Source organism: Microbacterium paludicola, assembly GCF_039529675.1.
In the GTDB taxonomy this organism is placed as follows: Bacteria; Actinomycetota; Actinomycetes; order Actinomycetales; family Microbacteriaceae; genus Microbacterium; species Microbacterium paludicola.
The window spans coordinates 345,323-368,140 of sequence record NZ_BAAANG010000001.1; the positions used below are offsets into that span (position 1 = coordinate 345,323).

Genomic DNA, 22,818 nt, shown 5'->3' on the forward strand with positions numbered 1-22,818 from the left:
GCCCGCGGCGGCAAACGGGGCGGACTGCCCGGGGCTCGGTGCTCATCCCGCCGCCAGCGCGCGCAGGTAGCGCTCGGTGTAGACCCACTGCATCACCCGGATGGCCGGGTATCCGAGCCACAGGAGCCAGCTCGCCGGGCGGGAGAACGCCCGCACGCGCAGCCACACGGATCCGTCCGGATCGCGCTCGACGAGGAACGCCTCCTCTCCCCGCTCCGGGTGACCGCGCAGGGTGCCGTACGCGAAGCCGCGCACATCCTGTTCCTCGACGACGTAGGCGACGCGGCACGGCACGTCCCGCGGCCAGAGCCCGATCCGCATGATCACCACGTCGCCCGTGGCGAGTTCGCGATCCGGCGCGGCGACGCGGATCCCGGATCGACGCTGGATGCCCCAGCGCAGGGTCGCGTCGCCCGCGGCGCGGAAGGCGGCATCGCCGCTGCCGATCCGCACGCGACGCTCGATCGGCCGGTACCCCCGCGGCGGGCGCTGCAGCAGATCGGCGCGGCGGGTGCCCTCGACCTCGCCGTAAGTGAACGCATCGCGCGAGCGCATGGGGCCATCCTGTCAGCGCGCCGCCGGATCCATCGGCGCTCGGCAGACTCACGGCTGCGGTGCGCGACATATCGCCCGGCGCACCGGCGATCTCGCGGTGCGCTCCTTAGGCTGATCGCATGGCCGACGATCTCGACGCTGCTTCGGCAGAACCCAGCGCGCCCACCGGCACCGCAGCCCCCGCCCACCTCGTGGAGGCCTCCGTCTCCCTCGCCCAGCGGTGGGTGACCGAGGCGGCAGCAGTGGAGGCCGATCCGGCCGCCGCGCGCCTCGCGGGAGTGCTGCAGGATCCGAACGGGCTGCCGTTCACCCTCGGCTTCGTCGACGGCGTGATGCGCCCCGAGAGCGCGACCGCCGCGGCGGGCAACCTCAACCGGGTCGCTCCGCTCGTGCCCGAGTTCCTGCCCTGGTACCTGCGCGGCGCGGTGCGCGCCGGCGGACTGGTGGCACCGTTCCTGCCCGTGCCGACCGTGCCGATCGCGCGGCGCGTGCTGCGCGAGATGGTCGGGCACCTCATCGTCGACGCCCGCCCCGAGAAGCTCGGCCCCGCGATCGCGAAGCTGCGCGAGGGCGGCGCCCGGCTGAACCTCAACCTGCTCGGCGAGGCGGTGCTCGGCGAGCAGGAGGCGAAGCGCCGCCTGGCCGGCATCCACGAGCTCGTCAAGCGACCGGATGTCGACTACGTCTCGGTCAAGGTCTCGGCGATCGCGAGCCACCTGTCGATGTGGGCCTTCGACGAGACAGTCGACCAGGTCGTGGAGCGCCTGCGCCCGCTGTACCTGTCGGCCGCCGCGCACGGCACGTTCCTGAACCTCGACATGGAGGAGTACCGCGACCTCGGCCTCACGATCGCGGTGTTCCAGCGGCTGCTCGCGACCCCCGAGCTGAAGAACTACCGCGCCGGCATCGTGCTGCAGGCGTATCTTCCCGACGCGCTCCCCGCCCTCGAGGGTCTCACGGCCTGGGCGACCGAGCGCGTCGACGCGGGCGGCGCGGCGATCAAGGTGCGCCTCGTCAAGGGCGCGAACCTCGCGATGGAGCGGGTGGATGCCGTCATGCACGGCTGGTCGCTCGCGACCCACGGATCGAAGCTCGACAGCGACGCGTCCTACCTCCGGTGCCTCGACTACGCCCTTCACCCCGAGCGCACCCGCGCCGTGAACCTCGGCGTCGCGGGCCACAACCTGTTCGACATCGCCTACGCCTGGCTGCTCGCGGGCGAGCGCGGCGTGCGGTCCGATCTCGAGTTCGAGATGCTGCTCGGCATGGCGCAGGGCCAGGTCGCGGCGGTCACCCGCGAGGTCGGCCACGTCCTGCTGTACGTGCCGGTCGTGAGCCCCGACGAGTTCGACGTCGCCATCAGCTACCTCGTGCGCCGCCTCGAGGAGAACGCCTCGAGCGACAACTTCCTCTCCGCCGCGTTCGAGATGGCCGACGACCCGGCACTGTTCGCCCGCGAGCGCGACCGCTTCATCGCCTCGGTGGAGCGCTCCGCCGATCCGTCCCTGCCGGTCGGGCCGAACCGCGAGCAGGATCGGGCGGATGCGCCGAGCGCCGCGGAGATCGCGGACGAGCAGCAGGATCAGGATCTGACGCAGCTTGTGCTCGACATCGCGCGCGGATCGCAGAGCCCCGCGCTCGCCACGGCCGACGACACGGTCGCGGTCGATCCGGCCGACGAGTTCCGCGCCGTCCTGGATGCCGACTTCGTCGAGACCGCGGTGTTCGCCGCGCGCGAGGTGGGCCGCGCCACGGGCGCCCCGGGCTTCGAGAACGCGCCCGACACCGATCCGGCGCTTCCTGCGAACCGCGAGTGGGCGCGCGACATCCTGGCGCGGATCCCGTCCTCCACCGCGGGGGACGCCACCATCGCGGCCGCCCGGGTCACGGATGCCGCCGCGCTCGAGGAGATCATCGGTCGCGTGCGCGCCGCCGGCGAGGAGTGGGGCCGCCGCCCGGCGGTCGAGCGCAGCGCCGTGCTGCAGCGCGCCGCCCGTGCCCTCGAGGCGCGCCGCGGCGAGCTCATCGAGGTCGCCGCATCCGAGACCGGGAAGGTGTTCGCCGAGGCGGACGTCGAGGTCAGCGAGGCCGTCGACTTCGCCAACTACTACGCCGCCACGGCCCGTGAGCTCGACCGCGTCGCCGGCGCGGTGTTCGAACCCTCGCGCGTGACCGTCGTCACCCCGCCGTGGAACTTCCCGGTCGCGATCCCGGCCGGCGGAGTGCTCGCCGCGCTCGCAGCGGGATCCGGTGTCGTGTTCAAGCCGGCGCCGCAGGCGCGGCGCTGCGCCGCCGTCGTCGCCGATGCGCTGTGGGACGCCGGCGTGCCGCGCGAGGTGCTCGCGCTCGTCGACATCTCCGAGGGTGACCTCGGCCGGCAGCTGATCTCGCACGAGGCCGTCGACCGGGTCATCCTGACCGGTGCGTGGGAGACCGCGAAGCTGTTCCGCAGCTGGCGTCCCGACCTGCCGCTGCTCGCCGAGACCAGCGGCAAGAACGCCATGATCATCACGCCCTCGGCGGATCTCGACCTCGCCGCCGCCGACCTCGTCAAGAGTGCATTCGGGCACGCCGGGCAGAAGTGCTCGGCCGCCTCGCTCGCGATCCTTGTGGGGCCGGTCGGCCGATCCCAGCGGTTCGCCCGCCAACTCGTCGACGCGACGCGCTCGCTGCGCGTGGGCCCGCCGTCCGACCCGCTGTCGGAGGTCGGCCCCGTGATCGAGGTGCCGAAGGGCAAGCTCGACTGGGCCCTCACGACCCTCGAGGAGGGCGAGCAGTGGCTCGTGCCGCCGAAGCCGCTGCGCGACACCGGCTGGGGCTACGAGGAGGGCCGGTTCTGGACCCCCGGCATCCGCACGGGCGTGAAGCCCGGCTCCCGCTTCCACCGCGAGGAGTTCTTCGGCCCGGTGCTCGGCATCATGCACGCGCCCAACCTCGAGCGCGCCATCGAGCTGCAGAACGCCGTCGACTACGGCCTCACCGCCGGTCTCTACACGCAGGATCCCGATGACCTCGCCTACTGGCTCGAGAACGTCGAGGCCGGAAACCTCTACGTCAACCGCGGCATCACCGGCGCCATCGTGCAGCGCCAGCCCTTCGGCGGCTGGAAGCGCTCGTCGGTCGGCACCGGCACGAAGGCCGGCGGCCCGAACTACCTGATCGGCCTCGGATCGTGGCGCGCCACGTCGGGCGGGCCCTCGGGCAAGTCGCTGCACCTGCGGGGGCTCGACACCCGCATCGTCGCGCTCATCGAGGCCGCGCAGCCCTCCCTCAGCTACGAGGAGTTCGACTGGCTGCGCCGCGCCGCGCTGTCGGACGCGATCGCCTGGGACCGCGAGTTCGGCAAGGTGAAGGACGTCTCGGGGCTGGGCATCGAGCGCAACCTGTTCCGCTACCGCTCGACGCCGGTCGCCGTCCGCGCGACCGCCGACGCCACCTGGCAGGCGGTGCTGCGAGTTGTGGTCGCGGGCATCCGCGTCGGCGGCGAGCTCACGCTCTCGGCTCCGGTCGGGCTGCCGCCCGCGGTGCGCCGCGTGCTCGGTCAGCTGGATGTGCCGGTGTACGTCGAGTCGGACGAGCAGTGGATCCAGCGGATGCGCGGCGGGGCCGCGGAGGAGTCGTCCTCGAGCGAGTCGGGCACCGATGGCGAGGAGGCTCCCGCCACGAGTGCGATCCCGGTCGGCCACCTCATCTCGGGCCCGGTCCGCGCCTCGCGCGCCCGGCTGGTGGGCTCGCCGGAGACGGTGACGGCCCTGCACGCGGCGCTCGCCGCGGGCGTCGAGGGTGATCCGGATCTGGCGATCTACGGGGGCGAGGTCACCACCGCCGGTCGCGTCGAGCTGCTTCCGTTCCTGCACGAGCAGTCGATCACCATCACCGCCCACCGCTTCGGCAACCCGGACCGCTGGAGCAGCGAGATCATCTGACCGGCGCGGCGCCGCCCCGGCATGCCGACCCCGCACCTTCTCGCCGAACCGGCGCGGGATGGCGCCTACGCCGCCCGCCCCGCGAGCAGGCATGTGCGCGCCGAGCAGGCATAGGCACGCATGCCCGCTCGACGTACAGATGCCTGCTCGGCGCGCGGCGGTGAATCAGGCGATCCGCAGATCCAGCGCGACCGAGATGTCGGCGCGCCCAGCGTCCGCGGCGGTCAGTACCTCGCGGTGCCGACGGTCGACCTCCGCGTCGGATGCCGCCGCGATGGCGTGCGCCCGTGCGGGGTCGTCGCTCTCCATGGCGTAGATCAGCACCGGTCCGTCGCTCGTCTCGAGGATGACGGCCCGCTCGTGGTCCACCCCTTCCGCGGCGAGGGTCGCAAGCGCCTCCCCGCGGCGAGGGCCGTTCAGCTCCCGGAGCCAGTCCTCCAGCGCGGCGCGCTGGTCGGGCCGGATGCGGCGCACGGCGAGCGTGATTATGCCGCCATGCTAGGCCGCCCGGCGCTCGCCGTGCCGCGAGCAGGCACCTGCGCGTCGAGCGGGCATGCCCGTGCATGCCTGTTCGGCGTACGGATGCCTGCTCGACAGTGAACGCGGGGGGCGTCGCCACCGCCACCCCGCACCGTCTCGCGCACCCGGCACGCGATCGCGCGCGGGGTCGGCGAGAGGGTGCGGGCTCGGCGCGGTCGCCGCCTACGCCGGCGCGGAGCGCGATGCGCGGGTCAGGCTGCCGCCCGCCGGCGGCGCCGGGCGCGCGGGGGCTCGGCCGGCAGGCGCTCGGCGAGCAGCGGCATGGACTCGATGCGCCCGCGCTCGACGTGCGCCGAGGCGAGCAGCGCAGCCAGGTCGGCCGACCCGGCAGCGATAGCGTCGACCATCTCGCGGTGTTCATCCCACATCGAGGACGTGTCGCGCTCGGGGGTGAGGCGGAACAGCCAGCGCACGCGCCCGCTGAGCAGGCCACTCATCCGCTCGAGCAGCGAATGGCCGGCGAGCTTGATGATCTCCTCGTGCAGATCCGAGTTGCGTGCCGACGGCGATGCATCGGCGACGGGGGCGTGGGCCACGTCGAGCGACTGCCGGATGCCCGACAGGTCGGCGCCCTCCGACGCGCGGACGGCGGCGAGGCGGGCGGCCAGCGGCTCGATCTGCGCGCGCAGATCGAACAGCTCGCTCGCGTCGGTGAGCGTGAAGGTGTGGACGACTGCTGCGCGCCGACGCGAGGAGGACACGAAGCCCTCGGCCTCCAGGATCGGCAGCGCCTCGCGGACCGGGGCGCGGGAGACGGAGAGCCGCTCGGCGATCTCGCGCTCGCTCAGCCGCGTTCCCATGGCGAGCTCGCCCGTGATGATCTGCTCGCGCAGCACGTGCGCGATCCGCTCGGCCATGCCGAGGTCGGCGTGAGAGGTCATGCCCCCATCCTGGCAGGATCTGCTCACTCGACGGAAGTGCAACTTGGAATACCAAACGGGTGTTAGAGGCGACAATCGCGACATATAAGCGTCATCTGGTCGAGCCAACGTGTCACCGGCGTAAGGGTCTTGTGACGAACGCGTTACGGGGCCGTCCCGGCGAGGGGCGCTGGCCTAACGTCCCTCACGTGGTCCCCTTCCTCCTCCGCCGCCTGGCCCTCGCGATCGTGACGCTGTTCGTCGTCGTGACGGTCGCGTTCGTGCTGGGCCGGCTCACCGGCTCGCCCGGAGCGCTGCTGCTTCCCGACAACGCGAGCGCCGAGGACATCGCCCAGATGGATGCCGCGCTCGGCTTCGACCGTCCGCTCATCGTGCAGTACCTCGGCTACCTCGCCGGGTTGTTCACGGGCGACCTCGGCGACTCGTACCGGCTGCGCGAGCCCGCGCTCGGCCTCGTGCTCGAGCGGGTTCCCGCCACCTTCGAGCTCGCGTTCTGGTCGTTCGTCGCGGGCCTCGCGCTCGCGCTGGTCGTGGCGCTCGCCATCCAGTTCACGGGCAGCCGCGTGCTGCGGACGATCGCCGGCGGACTCGGCGCCGCCCGGCAGTCGGTGCCCGACTTCTTCTTCGGACTGCTGCTGGTCCTCGTCTTCGCGGTGCTGCTGGGCGCGCTGCCCTCGCTCGGCCGCACGAGCCCCGCGAGTCTCGTGCTCCCGGTCGTCACCCTCGCCACGGGGCAGTTCGTGATGTACCTGCGCCTGCTCGATGCGGGCCTCAGTGAGCAGGCGGCGCAGGACTACGTGCGCACCGCATTCGCGCAGGGCCGCGGGCGCGGCGCCATCCTGCTGACCCAGATGCTCCCCAACGCGCTGCTTCCCGTGCTCGGCATGGCGGGTCTGAACCTCGGCGGGCTGCTCGGCGGAACCGTGGTGGTCGAGGTCGTGTTCGCCTGGCCGGGCATCGGCCAGCTGCTCACGAACGCCGTCAGCCAGCGCGACTTCCCGATCGTGCAGGCAGGCCTGCTGTTCGTCGCCCTGATGTTCGTCGTCGTCAACACGGTCATCGACATCGTTGTGCACCGCATCGACCCCCGGACGGAGCTTGCATGAGCGCGCCCATCCCTCCCGCCGCGGTGGCCCCGGTCGCCGCGTCGCAGCCCGTGGAGATCCGCGCCCCGCGCCTGCGGCTGCGTCCCCGCCCGATGGCCGTGGTCGGCGCGGTGATGCTGCTCGCGGTGATCCTGCTCGCCGCGGTCCCGCCGCTGCTGCCGTGGTTCGCGCCGTTCGATCAGGATCTGTCGTCGGCGCTGCGGGCGCCGTTCGCGGATGCCGCGCACCCGCTCGGCACCGATGCCCTCGGCCGCGATCTGCTGAGCCGCGTCGCGCTCGCGTCGAGCGTGACCCTCGGCATCGCGTTCGCGATCGTCGCGATGAACGCCCTGATCGGCACCACGATCGGCGTGCTCGCGGGGTACTTCGGCGGCCGGATCGAATCGCTCGTGTCCGTCGCGAGCAACGTCACCCTCGCCATGCCGGTCGTCCTGCTGCTGATCGCGATCTGCGCCGTGCTGCGCCCCAGCGCCGGGCTCACGATCGTGGTGCTCGGCTGCACCTGGTGGGTCGGCTACGCTCGCGTCACCCGCAACGTCGCCTCGGCGCTGCGGCGACAGGACTTCGTGGTCGCGCCGCTCACCCAGGGCGGCGACGCGGTGTGGGTGCTCACGCGCCACGTGCTGCCGAACGTCTGGCCGCACACGCTGATCATCGCCGCGACGGACATCGCGACGATCGTCCTGATCGAGTCGTCGCTCGAGTACCTGGGTCTCGGCGTGCAGCCGCCGGTGCCGAGCTGGGGATCGATGATCTTCGACGGCCAGAAGTACCTCGCGACCGCGCCCTGGATCGCGCTGATCCCGGGTCTCGTGATGTTCCTCGCCGTCGCCGGGGTGCAGTTCCTGAGCCAGCAGTTCACCGCCGAGGGCCGTGGTGCCCTGCTGCGCCGAGGAGGGATGAGATGAGCGACACGCTGCGTGCGGATGTGCTGACCGCGCGGGACGACCGGACCGGCGACGTGCTGCGCCTCGACGACGTGCGCATCGAGGCGCCCGGCCCTGGCGGGCCGCGCGTGGTCGTCGACGGCGTCTCGCTGCGCGTGGGCGCCGGGGAGGCGCTCGGCGTCGTCGGCGAGTCGGGATCGGGCAAGAGCCTCACGATGCTCGCGGCGCTGGGCCTGCTTCCCGCCGGTGTCCGGCTGACGGCCGGCCGGATCGAGCTGGGCGGCCGCGACATCACCGAGCTCGGAGACCGCGGGATGCGGGCGCTGCGCGGACGCACGGCGGCGATGGTGTTCCAGGACCCGATGTCGGCCCTGAACCCGCTCATCCCGGTCGGTGCCCAGGTGGCGGCCGCGGTGCGCGTGCACAGCCGGCTCGGCCGAGCCGCGGCGCGGCGCCGGGCCGTCGAGCTGCTCGAGTCGGTCGGCGTTCGGAACGCGTCCGAGCGGGCGAGCGGATATCCGCACCAGTGGTCGGGCGGAATGCGGCAGCGCGCGATGATCGCGATGGCGATCGCGCACGACCCGCTGCTGCTGATCGCCGACGAGCCGACCACGGCGCTCGATGTGACGGTGCAGGCGCAGGTCATGGATCTGCTCGCCGAGGTGCGCGAGCGCACCGGCTCCGCGCTCGTCCTGATCACTCACGACCTCGGCCTCGTAGCCGAGAACACCGACCGCGTGTCGGTCATGAACTCCGGCCGCGTGGTCGAGGAGGGCGCCACCGCCGACGTGCTGCGCGACCCTGCCCACGCGTACACGCGGCGACTGCGCGACAGCATGCCCGAGTCGCTCACCCTGGCGCGTCCGGCGCCCGACCGCGAGACCCCGCTCGCGCTGCGCGCCGACGGGATCGTCGTCGAGTACCGCAGCGGACCGCGCCCGCCGGTGCGCGCGGTGGACGACGTGTCGGTGCACGTCGCGGCGGGCGAGACCGTCGCGGTCGTCGGGGAGTCGGGATGCGGCAAGTCCTCGCTCGCCCGCGCGATCCTCGGCATCCAGCGCCCGACCTCCGGCGCCGTCGCGCTCGGCGGTCACGCGGTCGCGCCCGCGCTGAGCGGGCGCACGGCCGTGGAGCGCGGCCGCGCGCAGATCGTGTTCCAGGATCCCTACTCGGCGCTGGATCCGCGGATGACGGTGGGCGACATCGTCGCCGAACCGCTGCGCATCGGGCATCGCCTGCGTCCCGGCGCCGTGGCCGAGCTGCTCGCCGACGTGGGCCTCGGCGAGGAGTTCGCCCAGCGCCTTCCCGGCCGACTGTCGGGCGGCCAGCGACAGCGCGTCGGCATCGCCCGCGCGCTCGCCCTGCGGCCCAGCCTGCTCGTGCTCGACGAGCCCGTGTCGGCGCTCGACGTGTCGATCCAGGCGCAGGTGCTCGAGCTGCTCGCCCGGCTGCAGGCCGAGCACGGCCTCGGGTACCTCTTCATCTCCCACGACCTCGGCGTCGTGCGCAGCATCGCCGACCGCGTGATCGTCATGCAGGCCGGCCGGATCGTGGAGCAGGGCGACGCCGCGCAGGTGTTCGCCGCCCCGGAGCATCCGTACACGCGCACTCTTCTCGACGCCGTGCCCCGCCTCGACGGCGCCCGCCGCCGGGGCCCGAGCACCACCCGACCCGCCATCACCGAAGGAGCGACATGACCCGTCCCCGAACCCTCCGCCGCGTCGTCCCCGCCGGCGCGCTGATCGCCTCCGGCGCCCTCGTGCTGGCGGGTTGCGCCGGCGGCTTCGAGCCGACGAGCGCCCCCGGCGCCGAGGCGCCGACGTCGATCGTCGCCGCGATCCCCACCGACCCGAGCTCGATGGATCCGATCCGCTCGGGATCTCTCGTCGTGCTGTCGATCTTCTTCCACACGTTCGACCAGCTTGTGCACATCAGCGCGGACGGCGAGCTCGAGCCGCGCCTTGCCACCGAGTGGACGCCGAACGACGACCTCACGCAGTGGGATTTCACCCTGCAGGACGGTGTGACCGCCAGCAACGGTGAGGAGATCACGGCCGACGACGTCGTGTTCTCGTACCAGGCGATCCTCGATGACCCCACGAGCGAGAACAACGCGTACCTCAGCTCGGTGGCCTCGGTCGAGAAGGTCGACGACCTGACCGTGCGCTTCACGCTTCACCAGCCGTTCTCGGCGTTCCCGCGCAACACGTCGCTGATCTCCGTCGTCCCGAGCGAGACGTACGAGGAGATGGGCCCCGACGCGTTCGCGCAGGATCCGGTGGGATCGGGACCGTACGTCTTCGACAAGATCACGAAGGGCGTCTCCTACGACCTCGTGCGCTCGGACGACTACTGGGGCGAGGCGCCGGCAATCGAATCCATCTCGCTGCAGCCCGTGTCCTCCGACGAGTCGCGTGTCAACGGCGTGCTGTCGGGAAGCCTCGACCTCGCCCAGATCGGCCCCACCCAGGTCGAGTCGATCGAGCAGGTGGGCACCGCGCAGGTGTTCTCGTCGCCCTCGAACGGCGTCGTGTTCCTGGGCGTCAACTCGACAGTCCCGGTGCTGCAGGACCCGCGCGTGCGCGAGGCGATCGCCCTGGCGATCGACAAGAAGGCGATCACCGACAACCTGCTGATGGGCCTGGCCGAGCCGGCGACCACGATGCTCGCTCCCGCCGTGGAGGGGTTCTCCGACGCCGTCGAGGGAAGCGCGTACGACCCGGAGCGGGCGAAGCAGCTGCTCGAGGAGGCAGGGTACGCGGGCGAGTCGATCCCGTTCGAGTACGCGACCGACGGCCGCATCCCCCTGTCCTCCGAGGTCGCGCAGACGATCCAGGGTTCGCTGGAGGCCGTCGGCATCACGGTCGAGATGGTCGGCACCGATCAGCAGAGCCACACGCTGAAGGTGCGCAACAAGGAGCTGAAGGGCGTGTACCTCAACACCTGGGCGCCCTCGACCGTCGACGGCGACCTGCCGCTCACCGACTTCTACGAGCCGGCGGGAAACAACAACTACGCGCAGGATGAGCGCACCGCTGAGCTTGCCGCACAGCAGCGCGGCGTGATCGGCGAGGAGCGCGAGGCGGTGTTCGCCGAGCTGCTCGAGTACAGCAACACGCAGGGCTACTTCGTGCCGCTGTATGTGCCCGCGAACAACTTCGCGGCCGACGCCGCCCTCGAGTGGGAGCCGCGCGCGGACGGCCTGTTCGACTTCACCGAGACGAGCTTCCGTTGAGCGCCGTCGTCCTCGCCGACGTCCGGCCGTGGGGTGGCGCCCCGGCCGACGTGCGGATCGAGGACGGGACGATCACCGAGGTGACGCCGCGCGGCGACGCACCCGCCGGTGAGGTCCCGCCCGGGGCGACCGTCGTCGACGGGCGCGGGCGCATCCTGATCCCCTCATTCGCCGACGTGCACGTGCACCTCGACTCCACGCGGGTCGGGCTGCCGTTCCGGCCACACACCGGGTCGCCGGGGGTGTGGAACATGATGCTCAACGACCGGCGCAACTGGCGCGACGCCGAGGTGTCGATGGCCGAGCGCACCACGACGACCCTCGGCCGGATGATCGCGCACGGCACGACCGCGGTGCGCACCTACGCGCAGGTGGACGTCGACTGCGGGCTCGAGCGGCTCGACGCCGTGCTCGCCGCGAAAGAGGTGCACGCGGGCCGCGCCGACGTCACGGTGATGGCCTTCCCGCAGGCAGGCCTGCTGCGGGAGGAGGGATCCGTCGAGATCCTGGAGGAGGCGATGCGGCACGGGGCGGACGTCGTCGGCGGCATCGATCCGTGCGCGCTGGATCGCGATCCGGTGACGCACCTCGACATCGTGTTCGGTCTCGCCGAGCGCTATGGGACGCCGATCGACATCCACCTTCACGAGCCGGATCAGCTCGCCCGGTTCTCGGCCGAGCTGATCGTCGAGCGCACGAGGGCGCTCGACATGCGCGGCCGGGTCACGATCTCGCACGGCTACGGGCTCGGCCGGCTGCCGGAGACGCAGCTGCGGCCGCTGCTCGAGGACTTCCGGGAGTGGGACATCGCCATGACGACAATCGCGCCGCCGTCGCCGCTGCCGACGTTGATGCTCGCCGAGTACGGGATCCGCCTGGGCCTCGGCGAGGACGGCCAGCGCGACTACTGGTCGCCGTACGGAAACGCCGACATGCTCGACCGCACCTGGCAGCTCGCGTTCACCAACGGCTTCCGCCAGGACGCGCACGTCGAGCACTGCGTCGCGATCGCCACGGCGGGCGGGCGCGCGGTGATCGGCGACGGGGCCCCGCTCGCATCGGTCGAGGATCGGCCCGGCGTCGCCCCCGGCGACCTCGCCGACCTCGTGCTCGTGCCGGGCGACACGGTCACGGCCGCGGTCATGGACCGCGGCGCCGACCGCACGGTGCTGCGTCGCGGCGTCGTGGTGGCCGACGGGCTGGAGCTGACCGCGTGACGCTCATTCTCACGACCTCCCAGCTCGAGGGCCTCGTGGATCGCGCCGCGACGCAGGATGCGGTCGCCCGGGTGTTCGCCGACATCGCACGCGGGACGGCGGCACAGCCGGCTCCGACGTCGATGGGGACGCCCGCCGACACCGGCCGGTACCTGCTGATGTCGGCCGTCTCCGACACGACCGGCACGGCGGCCGTGAAGCTGCTCGCCGACGTGCCGGGCAACGCGGAGCGCGGGCTGCCGACCCAGCGGTCGGTGATCCTCGTCGTGGACCGCGCGGACGGAGCGCCGGCGGCGGTGCTCCACGGCGCGGTGCCGACGCGCGTGCGCACCGCGGCGGCAACCGCCGTCGCGACGAGCGCGCTCGCCGCAGACGACGCGCGGGTCCTGGGCCTGATCGGCGCCGGGGCCCTCGCACGGGAGCACGTCGAGGCCCTGCGTCGCGTGCGGCCGTTCGAGCGCCTCGTCGTGTGGTCGCGCGACCCGGCACGGGCCGAGGCGCTGATCGGCGCGGTCGGATGGGAGGGTGAGGCGCGCGTCGCGACCGACCCGCGCGAGGTCGCCGAGAGCGCCGAGGTGCTCTGCACCCTCACCCCGTCGACCACGCCCATCCTGCGGGGAGCGTGGCTTCACGAGGGCCAGCACGTGAACGTGGTGGGCGCCCGTCCGCGCCCGGACGAGCGCGAGGTCGACGCCGAGGCGATGGCGCGCAGCTCGCTGTGGGTCGACGACCGCGCCACCGCCGAGACCAAGTCGGGCGATCTGCTGCTCGCGGTCGCCGAGGGCGCCCTCGCTGTCGACGACGTCGTGGGGACGATCGGCGAGGTGCTCGCGGGCCGGTGTCGCGGCCGCACCTCGCGTGAGGAGATCACCCTGTTCGACTCCGTCGGCATCGGCGCCCAGGATCTCGCGATCGCCGACCTGCTCGTCTCGGCCGCGCGTCGCGCCGGTGTGGGTACGGAGCTCGACCTCGGCGCCTGAGGCTCGTACCCGGCGCCCGCCCCGCGAGCAGGCGCCCGCCCCGCGAGCAGGCACCCGCGCGTCGAGCGGGCATGCGTGCGCATGCCCGCTCGGCACAGGGATGCCTGCTCGGCGACGTGAGGCACCCGCGCCGGTGTGCGGCGAGAGGCCGCATCCTCCGCGACCGTGCAGGTGGGGCGTGCCAGAATGGACGCGGCGTGCCCGTGCCGCTGGCGTCCCCATCGCTCCGCCGGGCCTCTGGACAGCGTCCGCCGCACCTTCACATTTGAGAAGTCGCCAGGAGCATGATGTCCGACAACGCACCCGCCCGCATCCAGCACAAGCGCCGCTACCTGATGTGCCGTCCCGAGCACTTCACGGTGAGCTACTCCATCAACCCCTGGATGGAGCCCGCCAACCCGACCGACACCGCCAAGGCCGTCGCGCAGTGGCAGAAGCTGTACGACACGTACCTCGAGCTCGGTCACGAGGTCGAGCTGATCGATCCGCTGCCCGGCTACCCCGACATGGTCTACACCGCCAACGGCGGCTTCGTGATCGACGGCGTCGCCTACGGCCCCGAGTTCCGCTACGTGGAGCGCCAGGGTGAGGCGCCGGCGTTCATCGACTGGTTCCGCGCCAACGGCTTCGACACGCGCGTGCCCGAGGAGGTCAACGAGGGCGAGGGCGACTTCCTGCTCGCCGGCGACGTCATCCTCGCGGGCACCGGCTTCCGCTCGACGGGCGACAGCCATGCCGAGGTCGCCCGCGTCTTCGACCGCGAGGTCGTGAGCCTGACGCTCATCGACCCGCGGTTCTACCACCTCGACACGGCCCTGACGATCCTGGATCCGGTCGTCGAGCCCGGCGCGGAGCCCGGCATCGCCTACCTCCCGCACGCGTTCGACGACGCGAGCCGCGCCGAGCTCGAGCGCCGCTTCCCGAACGCGATCCTGGTCTCGGACGAGGATGGCGCCGTGTTCGGCCTGAACTCGGCGAGCGACGGCCGCAACGTGATCATCTCGCCCCGTGCGACGGGCTTCGAGGCGCAGCTGCGCGAGCGCGGCTACAGCCCGATCCTGATCGATCTGTCCGAGCTGCTGCTCGGCGGCGGCGGCATCAAGTGCTGCACGCTGGAGCTGCGTGGCGCCTCGGCGGTGACCGAATGACCGCCGCACACGAGGTGCACGTCGCCCACAACTACCACCCGCTGCCGGTGACCATCGCGACCGGTGACGGCGCCTGGGTGACCGACAGCGAGGGCAAGCGCTACCTCGACATGCTGTCGGGCTACTCGGCGCTGAACTTCGGGCACCTGAACTCCGAGCTCGTCCAGGCGGCGCAGGATCAGCTCGCCCGCCTCACGCTGACGAGCCGCGCGTTCTACAACGACAAGCTCGGACCGTTCACCGACGCCCTCGCCGCGCTGTGCAAGAAGGACCTCGTGCTGCCGATGAACACCGGTGCCGAGGCCGTCGAGACCGGCATCAAGGTGGCCCGCGCCTGGGGCTACCGGGTGAAGGGGATCGCGGCCGACCGCGCGAAGATCATCGTCGCCGAGGGCAATTTCCACGGCCGCACGACCACGATCGTCGGCTTCAGCGACGACCCGCAGGCGCACAACGACTTCGGTCCGTACGCGCCCGGCTTCGTCGCGGTTCCCTACGGAGATGCGGACGCGATCGAGGCCGCGATCGACGACGACACCGCCGCTATCCTGATCGAGCCGATCCAGGGCGAAGGCGGCGTCGTCCTGCCTCCCGAGGGCTACCTGCGCCGGATCCGCGAGCTCGCGACCGCGCGCAACGTCCTGTTCATCGCCGACGAGATCCAGTCGGGTCTCGGCCGCGTGGGCGAGACCTTCGCGTGCGACCGCGAGGGTGTCGTGCCGGATGTCTACCTGCTCGGCAAGGCGCTCGGCGGCGGCATCCTGCCCGTCTCGGCGGTCGTCGCGAACGAGGACGTGCTGGGCGTCATCCGCCCCGGCGAGCACGGCTCGACCTTCGGCGGTAACCCGCTCGCCGCGGCCGTGGGCCTGAAGGTCGTCGAGCTGTTGCAGAGCGGCCGCTTCCAGGAGCGCTCGCGTCAGCTCGGCGAGCACCTCCGCGCGGGCCTCGAGAAGCTCGACGGGATCACCGCGATCCGGTCGGCAGGTCTCTGGGCCGGCGTCGACATCGACCCCTCGCGCGGCACGGGCCGCGAGGTCGCCGAGCGGCTGCTCGCGCGCGGCGTGCTCGCGAAGGACACGCACGGCCAGACGCTGCGCATCGCCCCGCCGCTCGTCATCCGCGCGACGGAGCTCGACTGGGCGCTCGAGCAGCTCGCCCAGGCGCTCACTCCCTCCGCTCGCTGACCCCCTCCGGTCGTTGACCCCCCTCCGGTCGTTGAGCGAGGGAGCGAAGCGAGGAGTCGAAACGGTCCAAGCCCCGCCGGGGCTGATGCCGCCGGCGGTCCGGCCCGTTTCGACTCGCTTCGCTCGCTCAACGAGCAGGGGTGAGTTGCGGGAGTGCCTGACGCGCTCCGGCCGGTGACCCCCCTCCGGTCGTTGAGCGACGAGCGAAGCGAGGAGTCGAAACGGTCCAAGCCCCGCCGGGGCTGATGCCGCCGGCGGTCCGGCCCGTTTCGACTCGCTCCGCTCGCTCAACGAGCAGGGGTGAGTTGCGGGAGTGCCTGATCCCCTCCGGTCGCTGACCCCGTCCGGTCGTTGAGCGACGAGCGGAGCGAGGAGTCGAAACGGTCGAAGCCCGCCGGGGTCTCAAGGCCGCCGGCGCAGGGGTCAGCGCAACGGGAACCGCTCGTCCAGCCACGCGAGCAGATCCGCGCGGATCTCCGCCTGCGCCACCTCGTTGAAGATCTCGTGCCGGGCGCCGGGGTAGACGCGCGTGGTGACGTCCTCGAAACCCGAGCGCTGCCGATACGCCTGGGCGAGGCGCTCCACCGAGCGCGGTCCGCCGACCGGATCGTCCTCACCCACCATAAGCAGGATCGGGATGTCGTGACCGGCGGCCTCGCGCAGCCCGCGTCGGGGGCGGCCGAACATGATGCTCGCGGAGTCGCGCAGGCCGAACAGCTTCAGCAGCGGCGTGGTCGTCGTGAGCGGGTCGTCGAGGAACGCGCGCCCGACCGCCGCGTCGGATGAGAGCCACTCGACGCCGAGCGCATCCGGGCCCTTCCACCGCGCGTTGAGCGGCAGCGGGTTGAGGGATCCGGGCCAGCGCAGCGCCGAGCCGCTCAGGATGACCGCGTCGTACGCGTCCGGATGCACGTCGAGCAGCATCTGCGCGAGGAACGACCCCCAGGAGTGACCGAGCAGGATGAGCGGCAGTTCGGGGTTCTCGTCCCGCGCGATGCGGGTCATCCGCCGGCACGCCATGAGCGTCGCGGCGTGGCCGCCGACCCCCAGCCGGCCGAGGCGCGTCGCATCGTCCCCGTGCTGCCGCATGCCGGTGCGCCCGTGGCCGCGGTGGTCGTCGGCGTACACCGTGAACCCGGCGCCGACGAGCGCCTCGATCAGCGCCGCGTAGCGCCCGGCGTGCTCGCCGACCCCGTGCAGCAGCTGCACGACCGCCCGGGGCTCGTCGGCCGGATGGACGTCGTAGACGATCGCGACCCCGTGGTCGTCGATGAACTCCTGGTCCCGCTTCGACGTCATGCGCCGATCCTCCCAGAGCGCGGGCCTCCGGATGTGCATCGCAGGCGGCGCGCCGGAATATTTATCCAAACTAATGAGTTATGGTAATCAATGATGACTGACCTCTCCTCTGATGCCTCCGAGATCCGCGCCGCGACGATGCGGCTCGCCCGACTCCTCCGGCAGCAGCGAGCGGTGAAGACGATGTCCGACGGGCAGTTCGCCGCGCTCGCCGTGCTGCGGTACCGCGGGCCGCACACCCTCACCGCGCTCGCCGAGCGCGAGGGAGTGTCGGCGCCGTCGATGAACCGCACCGTCAACAGCCTCGAGGAGGAGGGCTACGCCACGCGCGAGCCGGATCCCCTCGACCGCCGCAAGGTCAACATCACGATCACCGAGCGCGGCACAACGGTCGTCGACGAGACGGTGCACCGCCGCGACGAGTGGCTCGCGCGGGTGCTCGCCGACCTCCCCGCCGCCGATCGGGATACGCTGCTCGCCGCCGCCCGGATCATCCTGGAGGCGATCGAGCGATGAGCGTCATGTTCCGGTCCTTCTCGTCCTTCAACTACCGCGTCTGGTTCATCGGCGCGCTCGTGTCGAACATCGGCGCCTGGATGCAGTCGACGGCGCAGAGCTGGGTGGTGCTGACGCAGCTCACCGACAACGACGCCGGCGCGATGGGCCTCACCATGGCCCTGCAGTTCGGTCCGCCGCTGCTGCTCGTCGGCCTGTCGGGATGGGTGACCGACCGCTTCGACCGGCGCCGCGTGCTCGTCGTCACGCAGCTGGTGCTGCTCGCGTTCTCGCTGACGATCGGCATCCTGCTGCTCGCGGACGCCATGACCCTGCCGATGATGTACGGCTTCGCGCTGGCGACCGGCGTCGTCGTCGCGTTCGACAACCCCGCGCGGCAGGCGTTCGTGACCGACCTCGTCAACCGCGAGATCGCCTCGAACGCGGTCGCCCTCAACGCGGCGTCGTTCAACGGCGCGCGGATGATCGGTCCGGCCGTCGCCGGACTGCTGATCGTCGCGGTCGGCACGGGCTGGGTCTTCCTCATCAACGTGCTCGCGTACGCCGGGATGCTCGGCGCGCTCCTGCTCATCCGCACCCGCGAGCTCATCCCGCGCAAGCGCGCGGATGCGTCCTCGCGGATCGCGGACGGCTTCCGCTACGTCGCCCGGCGCCCTGACCTGATGGTGATCTTCGCCATGGTGTTCCTGATGGGTGCGCTCGGCATGAACTTCCCGATCTTCGCCTCGACCATGGCGCTGGAGTTCGGCGAGCAGGCCGACGGCTTCGGCCTGCTGAGCTCGATCCTGGCGATCGGATCCCTCGCGGGAGCGCTGCTCGCCGCCCGCCGCGCCCGTGCACGGCTGCGCGTCGCGATCCTCGCGACGGGTGGGTTCGGGCTCGTGTCCATCGCGTCGGCGTTCATGCCCGTCTACTGGCTCTACGCGCTCTGCCTCGTGTTCGTCGGCTTCACGGTGGTCACCACGCTCACCACGGCCAACGGGTACGTGCAGACGACGACGGATGCGTCGGTGCGCGGTCGCGTGCTCGCGCTCTACGTCGCGGTGATGATGGGCGGCACGCCGCTCGGAGCGCCGCTCGTCGGATGGGTGGCGGCCGAGTTCGGTCCTCGCTCGGCGATCCTGCTGGGCGCGGTGGGCGGCCTCGCCGCGTGCGCGATCGGTCTGACCTGGGTGATCGCGTCGGGCCGCCTTCACCGCCGCCAGGACGAGAGGTTCCGGCTCACGCTCGACGAGACGCGCCCGCTCTCGGTCATCACCCGCCCGGTCGCCACGGTCGCGCCCGAGGAGTTCAGCGACCAGGGCGCCCAGACCTCGGCGATCCGCCTCGTCGACGAGGACGACGACGACCTCGACGAGCGCCCCCGCCGCCGCGCGTAGGCCCGGGTCGACGGCGCCAGATCACATCCATCCGGTGACTGCGCATCCGCCGGGATGTGATCTCGCGTGCGGGATGTGCGCCGACCGCGCGGGATGTGCGCTCACGGCGTGACATCGGCACCCCGCGGGCCCGGCTCCCGTGTGAACGAAGTGAGCGTGCCCCGGATGGGGCCCGCAGCGCGAAGCGCTGCCGCGACGGAGCGCAGCGACGGCGCCTCGCTCGCGAGGGTGCCGCTTGGGGCCCCGAAGCGTGCGAGCCCGAAAGAGATCACGCCTCGCGCGTGATCGTCACCGTGACGTAGAGCTCGCTCTTGAACGGGCCGGCGTAGACGCCGCGCAGCGGCGGGACGTCGTTGTAGTCGCGGCCCCGGCCGACGAGCACGTGGCGGTCGCCGATCTCGATGCCGTTCGTGGGGTCGCAGGCCTGCCAGTCGCCGGCCCACCACTCGATCCACGCGTGCGACTCGCCGCGCACCGCCTCGCCGACCTCGGCGTTGGGCCGCGGGTGAAGGTAGCCCGAGACGTAGCGCGCGGGGACACCGACCGACCGCAGCGCACCGAGCGCGATGTGGGTGATGTCCTGGCAGACGCCCTTGCGCGACTCCCACGCTTCGGCGGCGGTCGAGTGGACGCCCGTGACGCCCGGCATGTACTCCACGGCGTCGCCGATCGCGGTCGCGATCGCGTGCGCCGCCTCGCTCGGGTTGTCGTGCGCGTCGGCGATGCCGCGGGCGATCTCGGCGACCTCCGGATGCGGCTGCGTGCGGCTCGTCTGCGCGAGCATCTCGACCGTGTCGATCGAGCGGGTCGCGTCACGGGCGAGGCGCTCCCACGTGATGTCGGCGTGCTCGATGGGACGGGGGCGCACCTCGACGAGGCTGCGCGAGACGATCCGCAGCTCGTCGTGGGGCGACTGCACGTCGAAGGACGTCACGCGCGTGCCGAAGTAGTCGACGTACGAGTTCACGGCCGCGGTGGGATGGATGTCGACCGACGACGACAGCACGAACTGGCTGTCGGTCGTGCCCGGCAGCATCCGCGCCTCGTTGTACGACGCCGCGACGTTGCCGGGGTAGTCGAACCCGGTCTCGTGCTCGATCCGCAGTCTTTTCACGACACCTCCCCGATCCACGTGCGCTCGGCCTGCGTCGGGAAGAACCGCTGCCGGATCGCATCCGACGCCTCCCGGGTGACCTGCTGCACCTGATCCATGTGCTCGGGGAGCTCACCGAGGATCTCGCCGATCGGGCGGTACTCGAGATCGTTCCGGATGCGCCCCAGCGCGCGCAGGACGGCGTTCGAGTGGCCGACGCGGTCGGCAACCGGGTCGATCGCGCTCATGCACTGCTCGGCCTGCGAGATCGAGAAGATGATCGACCGGGGGAAGAGTCGGTCGAGCAGCAGGAACTCGGCGGCGTTGCGCGCGCTCGGCATGCCGCGGTAGGTGCGCAGGTACGGCTCGTACGCACCGCAGGAGCGCAGGATGGTCGTCCACGACGGGCCGGATGCCTGCGTCAGCGAGCGGGTCGCGAGCAGGCGGGCGGTCATGTCGGCGCGCTCGATGCTGCGGCCGAGCGTGAAGAACTGCCACGACTCGTCGCGGCTCGTGGACGAGTCGGCGATGCCGACGGCGAGGGCCGCCCGCTCGCGCACCCACTGGAAGAACTCGTGGGCCTTCTCGGTCTGCAGGCGGCGCGGCATCCGGGCGCGGGTGGTGTTGAGGCACTCCCACAGCTCGGTCGAGACGATCTCGCGCGCGCGGCGGGCGTTCTCCCGTGCGGAGGTCAGCGAATACGCGATGCTCGACGCCGTCGTGCGGTTGACCGCGAGGTGCTCGAGCACGTGCTCGCGCCGCACGGTCTCGACGTCCGCGGGGGCCGGCGCTCCCATCACGGCGAGCAGCGACCGGCACGCGGTGTCCTCGTCGATCCACGGGTCCTCGAGCAGCAGCTGCAGGTGCACGTCGAGGATGCGGGCGGTGCCGTCGCTGCGCTCGATGTACCGTCCGATCCAGAACAGGCTCTCGGCGATCCGGCTCAGCATGACGTGCCTCCTGCCGTGGGCAGCCCGGGGCGTTTCGACTCGCTTCGCTCGCTCAACGAACGAGGCGGGTGCGCGCTTGGTGCGGCGAGGCCGCCTGCCGTGGGGCGTTGCGAGAGCACTGCGCTTCGCTCGAAGGCCGGCGGCCGCCATCCGGTTGCTGAGCGAGCGAAGCGAGCCGAAGCGACCGACGCCGAACCATCGACGCTGTCCCGCCCCTGCTGCTGCTGTTCGCCCTGCTCGGCGGTGCCCGGATGATCCTGCGGCGAGTGGCTTGGCTCATCCTGCGCCTCGTAGACGATCGGCACCGCGGCCGTCACCGTGGCTGCCTGATCGGCGACGAGACCGGCGAGGCCCGTTCCCTGGCCGTACTCGACGTGGTTCGGCGCCATGCCGCCGACGACCCAGGTGTCCTTCGACCCGCCGCCCTGGCTGGAGTTGACCACGAGCTGCCCCTCGGGAAGCGCCACGCGCGTGAGGCCGCCGGGCAGCACCCAGATGTCCGATCCGTCGTTCACCGCGAAGGGCCGCAGGTCGGCGTGGCGCGGGCGCATCCCGTCCTCCACCAGCGTCGGGATCGTCGAGAGCATCACGACGGGCTGCGCGATCCAGCCGCGGGGGTCGGCGATCAGGCGCTTGCGCAGGCTCTCGAGCTCGGCGGGCGAGGCGTCGGGGCCGACGACGAGGCCCTTGCCGCCCGATCCGTCGACGGGCTTCACGACGAGCTCGTCGAGGCGGTCGAGCACCTCCTCGAGCGCGCCGGGGTCCTCGAGGCGCCAGGTGTCGACGTTCTTCAGGAGGGGCTCCTCGTTCAGGTAGTACCGGATGAGATCCGGCACGTACGTATAGAGGAGCTTGTCGTCGGCGACGCCGTTTCCGACCGCGTTGCAGATGCCGACGTTGCCGAGGCGCGCGGCGAGCAGCAGCCCGGGCGCCCCGAGCATCGAGTCGGCGCGGAAGGTCAGCGGATCGAGGAAGTCGTCGTCGACGCGGCGGTAGATCACATCCACCCGGCGCAGGCCCCGCGTCGTGCGCATGTAGACCTTGCCGCCGGTGCAGGTGAGGTCGCGGCCCTCGACCAGCTCGACGCCCATGAGGCGGGCGAGCAGGGTGTGCTCGAAGTACGCGGAGTTGTAGACGCCGGGGGTCAGCACGACGACGTTCGGATCCTCGATGCCCGGGGGAGCGGCGGCCTTCAGCGCCGCGAGCAGCTTGTTGGGGTAGTCGCCCACCGGGCGCACCTGCATCGACACGAACAGCTCGGGCAGGGTCTGCGCCATGACCCGGCGGTTGGAGATCACGTAGCTGACGCCCGACGGCACGCGCACGTTGTCCTCGAGCACGCGCATCTCGCCGTGCTCGTCGCGGATCAGGTCGATGCCGGCGACCTGGATGCGCGCCCCGTTCGCCGGATGGATGCCCGCCGCCTGGCGGTAGAAGTACTGCGAGGACGCGATCAGGGCGGCCGGCAGCACTCCGTCGCGCACGCAGTAGCGGCGGCCGTACGCGTCCTCGAGGAACGCCTCCAGCGCCCGCACCCGCTGCTTCACCCCGGCCTCGACGCGCGCCCACTCGTCGTACGCGATCACCCGCGGAACGGGGTCGATCGGGAAGGGGCGCTCCTCGCCGGCGAAGTCGAACGTGACACCCTGCGCCAGGTAGCTCGACGCGAGCGACTCGGTGCGGCCGCGCAGCTCATCCTGCGTCATCCGGGCGAGCGCGTGGTACAGCTCGCGATACGCGTCGCGCGCCGCGGTGTCGCCGCCCGTGCCCGGGTGGCCGAACATCTCGTCGAACGCGGGGAGCCCCTGGATCGTCTTGCGCGGCGCGAGGGTCGAGCCGTAGCCGTCGAACAGGTCACCCATGTCGCGAGCGTAGCCCGGGCGGTGTTGCGCGGGTGTTTCCGCGCGTATCGCGGAGTGGCG

General features: G+C 72.0%; 18 protein-coding genes. 11 read left to right on the forward strand and 7 right to left on the reverse strand.

Annotated elements, in window-relative coordinates; all coding sequences use genetic code 11:
* Positions 1 to 42: 42 nt before the first annotated feature.
* The gene (locus tag ABD161_RS01660) at positions 43 to 555 is read right to left on the reverse strand and encodes a DUF1990 domain-containing protein (protein WP_135114409.1); all 513 of its coding nucleotides are present in this window, start codon (positions 553 to 555) and stop codon (positions 43 to 45) included.
* 119 nt (positions 556 to 674) lie between these two features.
* Between ABD161_RS01660 and ABD161_RS01665 the strand changes: the two genes are divergently transcribed.
* Positions 675 to 4,481 (forward strand): proline dehydrogenase family protein, encoded by a 3,807-nt coding sequence (locus ABD161_RS01665; protein ID WP_343999050.1) that lies wholly within the window; start codon positions 675 to 677, stop codon positions 4,479 to 4,481.
* A 165-nt stretch (positions 4,482 to 4,646) separates the two neighbouring features.
* Here ABD161_RS01665 and ABD161_RS01670 read toward each other — a convergent pair whose 3' ends face one another.
* Positions 4,647 to 4,955 (reverse strand): DUF6176 family protein, encoded by a 309-nt coding sequence (locus ABD161_RS01670; RefSeq protein ID WP_343999052.1) that lies wholly within the window; start codon positions 4,953 to 4,955, stop codon positions 4,647 to 4,649.
* 257 nt (positions 4,956 to 5,212) lie between these two features.
* Positions 5,213 to 5,902 (reverse strand): GntR family transcriptional regulator, encoded by a 690-nt coding sequence (locus ABD161_RS01675; protein ID WP_343999054.1) that lies wholly within the window; start codon positions 5,900 to 5,902, stop codon positions 5,213 to 5,215.
* A gap of 188 nt (positions 5,903 to 6,090) precedes the next feature.
* On the opposite strand from ABD161_RS01675, the gene ABD161_RS01680 reads away from it, so the two are divergent.
* The 8 genes from ABD161_RS01680 (at position 6,091) to rocD (ending at position 15,659) form a co-directional block, all read left to right on the forward strand.
* Positions 6,091 to 7,008: an ABC transporter permease gene (locus tag ABD161_RS01680; RefSeq protein ID WP_343999056.1), complete on the forward strand. Its 918-nt coding sequence runs from the start codon at positions 6,091 to 6,093 to the stop codon at positions 7,006 to 7,008.
* Entirely contained in the window at positions 7,005 to 7,916 is a 912-nt protein-coding gene (locus ABD161_RS01685; RefSeq protein WP_343999058.1) for an ABC transporter permease, read from the forward strand. The genes ABD161_RS01680 and ABD161_RS01685 overlap by 4 nt, the downstream gene beginning before the upstream one ends.
* Positions 7,913 to 9,592 carry a dipeptide ABC transporter ATP-binding protein gene (locus tag ABD161_RS01690; protein ID WP_343999061.1) on the forward strand — a complete coding sequence of 560 codons (1,680 nt, stop codon included), beginning with the start codon at positions 7,913 to 7,915 and terminating at the stop codon, positions 9,590 to 9,592. The genes ABD161_RS01685 and ABD161_RS01690 overlap by 4 nt, the downstream gene beginning before the upstream one ends.
* Complete coding sequence (locus tag ABD161_RS01695) at positions 9,589 to 11,130, forward strand: ABC transporter substrate-binding protein (protein WP_343999063.1); 1,542 nt, start codon at positions 9,589 to 9,591, stop codon at positions 11,128 to 11,130. Before ABD161_RS01690 ends, ABD161_RS01695 begins: the two co-directional genes overlap by 4 nt.
* Entirely contained in the window at positions 11,127 to 12,347 is a 1,221-nt protein-coding gene (locus tag ABD161_RS01700; RefSeq protein WP_343999065.1) for an amidohydrolase family protein, read from the forward strand. Before ABD161_RS01695 ends, ABD161_RS01700 begins: the two co-directional genes overlap by 4 nt.
* Positions 12,344 to 13,327, forward strand: coding sequence for an ornithine cyclodeaminase family protein (locus ABD161_RS01705; protein ID WP_343999069.1), 984 nt, complete (start codon positions 12,344 to 12,346; stop codon positions 13,325 to 13,327). The genes ABD161_RS01700 and ABD161_RS01705 overlap by 4 nt, the downstream gene beginning before the upstream one ends.
* A gap of 287 nt (positions 13,328 to 13,614) precedes the next feature.
* The gene (ddaH, locus tag ABD161_RS01710) at positions 13,615 to 14,475 is read left to right on the forward strand and encodes a dimethylargininase (protein WP_343999071.1); all 861 of its coding nucleotides are present in this window, start codon (positions 13,615 to 13,617) and stop codon (positions 14,473 to 14,475) included.
* The gene (rocD, locus tag ABD161_RS01715) at positions 14,472 to 15,659 is read left to right on the forward strand and encodes an ornithine--oxo-acid transaminase (protein ID WP_343999073.1); all 1,188 of its coding nucleotides are present in this window, start codon (positions 14,472 to 14,474) and stop codon (positions 15,657 to 15,659) included. The genes ddaH and rocD overlap by 4 nt, the downstream gene beginning before the upstream one ends.
* A gap of 423 nt (positions 15,660 to 16,082) precedes the next feature.
* Here the strand turns inward: rocD and ABD161_RS01720 are convergent, their stop codons facing one another.
* Entirely contained in the window at positions 16,083 to 16,958 is an 876-nt protein-coding gene (locus ABD161_RS01720) for an alpha/beta hydrolase (RefSeq protein ID WP_343999074.1), read from the reverse strand.
* A 93-nt stretch (positions 16,959 to 17,051) separates the two neighbouring features.
* On the opposite strand from ABD161_RS01720, the gene ABD161_RS01725 reads away from it, so the two are divergent.
* Together ABD161_RS01725 and ABD161_RS01730 are read left to right on the forward strand one after the other, a co-directional pair.
* A complete protein-coding gene (locus ABD161_RS01725) occupies positions 17,052 to 17,474 on the forward strand; it encodes a MarR family winged helix-turn-helix transcriptional regulator (RefSeq protein ID WP_343999075.1) in 423 nt (140 codons plus the stop codon).
* Between the two features lie 5 nt (positions 17,475 to 17,479).
* On the forward strand, positions 17,480 to 18,853 hold the full coding sequence (locus tag ABD161_RS01730; protein ID WP_425560742.1) for an MFS transporter: 1,374 nt from the start codon (positions 17,480 to 17,482) through the stop codon (positions 18,851 to 18,853).
* Between the two features lie 268 nt (positions 18,854 to 19,121).
* Here the strand turns inward: ABD161_RS01730 and ABD161_RS01735 are convergent, their stop codons facing one another.
* The 3 genes from ABD161_RS01735 to ABD161_RS01745 are packed head-to-tail and all read right to left on the reverse strand — an operon-like array spanning position 19,122 to position 22,758.
* Positions 19,122 to 19,967, reverse strand: a complete 846-nt coding sequence (locus ABD161_RS01735; RefSeq protein ID WP_343999079.1) for a transglutaminase family protein — start codon at positions 19,965 to 19,967, stop codon at positions 19,122 to 19,124.
* On the reverse strand, positions 19,964 to 20,896 hold the full coding sequence (locus ABD161_RS01740; protein ID WP_135114402.1) for an alpha-E domain-containing protein: 933 nt from the start codon (positions 20,894 to 20,896) through the stop codon (positions 19,964 to 19,966). The genes ABD161_RS01735 and ABD161_RS01740 overlap by 4 nt, the downstream gene beginning before the upstream one ends.
* On the reverse strand, positions 20,890 to 22,758 hold the full coding sequence (locus ABD161_RS01745; RefSeq protein WP_343999083.1) for a circularly permuted type 2 ATP-grasp protein: 1,869 nt from the start codon (positions 22,756 to 22,758) through the stop codon (positions 20,890 to 20,892). The genes ABD161_RS01740 and ABD161_RS01745 overlap by 7 nt, the downstream gene beginning before the upstream one ends.
* Positions 22,759 to 22,818 lie beyond the last annotated feature (60 nt).

Excerpts from the sequence above, each read along its gene's own strand:
- ABD161_RS01660 (WP_135114409.1), bottom strand. The coding sequence starts at position 555 with ATGCGCTCGCGCGATGCGTTCACTTACGGCGAGGTCGAGGGCACCCGC.
- ABD161_RS01665 (WP_343999050.1), top strand. The coding sequence starts at position 675 with ATGGCCGACGATCTCGACGCTGCTTCGGCAGAACCCAGCGCGCCCACC.
- ABD161_RS01675 (WP_343999054.1), bottom strand. The coding sequence starts at position 5,902 with ATGACCTCTCACGCCGACCTCGGCATGGCCGAGCGGATCGCGCACGTG.
- ABD161_RS01685 (WP_343999058.1), top strand. The coding sequence starts at position 7,005 with ATGAGCGCGCCCATCCCTCCCGCCGCGGTGGCCCCGGTCGCCGCGTCG.
- ABD161_RS01690 (WP_343999061.1), top strand. The coding sequence starts at position 7,913 with ATGAGCGACACGCTGCGTGCGGATGTGCTGACCGCGCGGGACGACCGG.
- ABD161_RS01695 (WP_343999063.1), top strand. The coding sequence starts at position 9,589 with ATGACCCGTCCCCGAACCCTCCGCCGCGTCGTCCCCGCCGGCGCGCTG.
- ddaH (WP_343999071.1), top strand. The coding sequence starts at position 13,615 with ATGTCCGACAACGCACCCGCCCGCATCCAGCACAAGCGCCGCTACCTG.
- rocD (WP_343999073.1), top strand. The coding sequence starts at position 14,472 with ATGACCGCCGCACACGAGGTGCACGTCGCCCACAACTACCACCCGCTG.
- ABD161_RS01720 (WP_343999074.1), bottom strand. The coding sequence starts at position 16,958 with ATGACGTCGAAGCGGGACCAGGAGTTCATCGACGACCACGGGGTCGCG.
- ABD161_RS01725 (WP_343999075.1), top strand. The coding sequence starts at position 17,052 with ATGACTGACCTCTCCTCTGATGCCTCCGAGATCCGCGCCGCGACGATG.
- ABD161_RS01730 (WP_425560742.1), top strand. The coding sequence starts at position 17,480 with ATGTTCCGGTCCTTCTCGTCCTTCAACTACCGCGTCTGGTTCATCGGC.
- ABD161_RS01740 (WP_135114402.1), bottom strand. The coding sequence starts at position 20,896 with ATGCTGAGCCGGATCGCCGAGAGCCTGTTCTGGATCGGACGGTACATC.
- ABD161_RS01745 (WP_343999083.1), bottom strand. The coding sequence starts at position 22,758 with ATGGGTGACCTGTTCGACGGCTACGGCTCGACCCTCGCGCCGCGCAAG.